This window comes from Caballeronia sp. M23-90 (genome assembly GCF_053574605.1).
Genome location: NZ_JBSIPA010000685.1, coordinates 1 through 2370, shown reverse-complemented (window position 1 = coordinate 2370; position 2370 = coordinate 1). Strand labels below are relative to the sequence as shown.

Annotated in this window: 2 protein-coding genes and 1 pseudogene; 2 read left to right on the top strand and 1 reads right to left on the bottom strand. The window is 62.7% G+C overall.

Annotation, left to right across the window (positions count from 1 at the left end):
* Nucleotides 1-664: MFS transporter (locus tag ACRXB1_RS34650; RefSeq protein WP_449494608.1), on the top strand; the 664-nt coding region annotated here is incomplete at its 5' end.
* A gap of 133 nt (nt 665-797) precedes the next feature.
* A complete protein-coding gene (locus ACRXB1_RS34645) occupies nt 798-1394 on the top strand; it encodes a nitroreductase family protein (protein WP_449494607.1) in 597 nt (198 codons plus the stop codon).
* 35 nt (nt 1395-1429) lie between these two features.
* On the opposite strand, the pseudogene ACRXB1_RS34640 reads toward ACRXB1_RS34645, so the two are convergent.
* A pseudogene (locus ACRXB1_RS34640) lies at nt 1430-2323 on the bottom strand (MFS transporter); the annotation flags it as partial.
* Nucleotides 2324-2370 lie beyond the last annotated feature (47 nt).

The following is a 2370-nucleotide window of genomic DNA, read 5'->3' as shown; positions in this document are numbered from 1 at the left end:
ACCGTCCGACGCGCCGCCGCCCATTCCCGTCGCGCAGAAAAATCCGATTGCGCTCGCGTTCGGCACGCTCGGCATGGCGAGCAAGACGCGCGATTTCTGGCTCCTGGCCGGCAGTTTTTTCATCTGCGGGGCGAGTACGAACGGGTATATCGGTACGCATCTGATTGCAATGTGCGCCGATCACGGCATGAGCGAAGTGCAGGGCGCGGGCCTTCTTGCGGCCATGGGCATCTTCGATCTTTTCGGCACGACGCTTTCCGGCTGGCTTTCGGACCGCTTCAATGCTCGCGTCCTGCTCTTCTGGTACTACGGCTTGCGCGGGTTGTCGTTGATGTTCTTGCCGCAGGCGTTCGGCATCGATTTCTACGGCTTGCCGATCTTCGCCGTGTTCTACGGACTCGATTGGGTCGCGACCGTCCCGCCCACGGTCAAGCTGGCCACGGATGTCTACGGCAAGGAATCAGCGCCGATCGTATTCGGCTGGGTCGTCGCGGCGCATCAGCTTGGCGCGGCATTTGCGGCGCTGGGCGGCGGCATGCTGCGCGCGAGCTTCGGCACCTACACGGTCGCGACCATGATTTCGGGCAGCCTGTGCATTGTCGCGGCCGTGATGGTGTTGCGCATCAACAAGGCGTCGCGGCGGATTCAGGCGGTGGCAACGTAAGGTTTGAGGTGGACTCGGGGATTCCGGGCGGCAGCACGGCGTCGCGGGCTTGGTTATCCTATGGCGGTTGCGGCGCGCGTTTCCAGCGTGCTGCTCGTGTTGTTGTGATAACCCACTCGAACGAGGATCTCGCATGACTGAAAAAATCGCTCCTACCGAAGTCGCTATCGACCCGTTGCTCGCCGGCCGATGGAGCCCGCGGGCGATATCGAACAAGGCGGTAAGCCGCGAGCAGTTGCACAGTCTTCTGGAAGCCGCGCGCTGGGCGCCGTCTTCGTACAACATGCAGCCGTGGCGCTTCGTCGTCTTTGACCGGAGCCACGATCAAGCCGCGTTCGACAAGGCCTTCGCCACGCTCGTCCCGTTCAATCAGGGCTGGAACGCCAACGTGCCGGTACTGGTTTGCGTGCTGGCGAAGACGCTGACATCGAAGGGAGAAGTGAACCGCACGGCGCCTTATGACACGGGCGCGGCGGCGTTCTCGCTGGCGCTGCAGGCGCATTCACTCGGACTTGTCGCGCACCAGATGAGCGGTTTCGACACCAATGCGTTCCGCGAAACCTTCTCGCCGCCGGACGACGTTGAAGTCATCGCGATGATTGCCGTGGGCCATCCGGGCGACCCGGCCACGCTCGACGCCGCCCTGCGTGAACGTGAACTCGCGCCGCGTGCGCGCGTGGCGCTCAGTGAAATCGCATTCGACGGTGCCTGGGGCAAGGCGTTCAAATAAGCATCGGTTCTACGTCCCTCGTTGCGAGGGACGCATCAATCCTCCGCCGACGATAACGGCCGGGCCACTTCCTCCAGCGACTTGCGCTCGGCCGACACCCCCCAGATCCCTGCAACGACCGCTGCCAGCATCATCAACGCAGAACCGATCAGATAGCCCGTGAAGACGGCGCCGCGCTGATGGGTATCGATGAGCCGCCCGAACAGCGCAGGCCCGGCAATCCCCCCCAGCGCCGTCCCAAACGCATAAAAAATGGCGATAGCCAACGCCCGAATCTCCAGCGGAAAAGTTTCGCTGACGGTGAGATATGCCGAGCTTGCCGCCGACGACGCGAAGAAGAAAATCACCATCCACGAGATCGTCTGCGTGGTGCTGGTCAGCATGCCCTGCTCGAACATGTACCCGCTGATGGTCAGCAGGATGCCTGACATGCCGTAGGTGAAGGCGATCATCTTGCGCCGGCCGAGGACGTCGAAGAGGCGGCCGAGAACGAGCGGCCCGAGAAAATTGCCCGCGGCGAACGGCAGCACGTACCAGCCGATGTGGTCGCCCGGCACGTGGTAGAACTCCGTCAGCACGAGCGCGTAGGTGAAAAATATCGCGTTGTAGAAGAAAGCTTGCGCCGTCATCAACGTCAATCCGACCAGCGACCTGCGCCGGTGAGAATGAAACAGCGACTGGAACACTTCGCTCAGCTTCGTGTGATCGCGTACGTGCAGGCGCAGCGGCTTGATGGGATCGGTCGAAAGCGTCGCGCCGTGCTCGCGGAACTTCGCCTCGATGCCTTCCACGATCTCCTTCGCCTCGTCCACGCGGTTGTGCGTGATCAGCCAGCGCGGACTTTCGGGCACCCACATGCGCATGAAGAGAATGGCCAGCCCGAGAATCGCACCGATAAGAAAACACGCCCGCCAGCCGTAATCGGCCGGCTCCATCGTGCTGCTCGATCCGGGCCTGCTGCCGCCCGATTACGGCA

Coding starts and splice junctions, on each gene's coding strand:
- ACRXB1_RS34645 (WP_449494607.1), top strand. CDS start 798: ATGACTGAAAAAATCGCTCCTACCGAAGTCGCTATCGACCCGTTGCTC.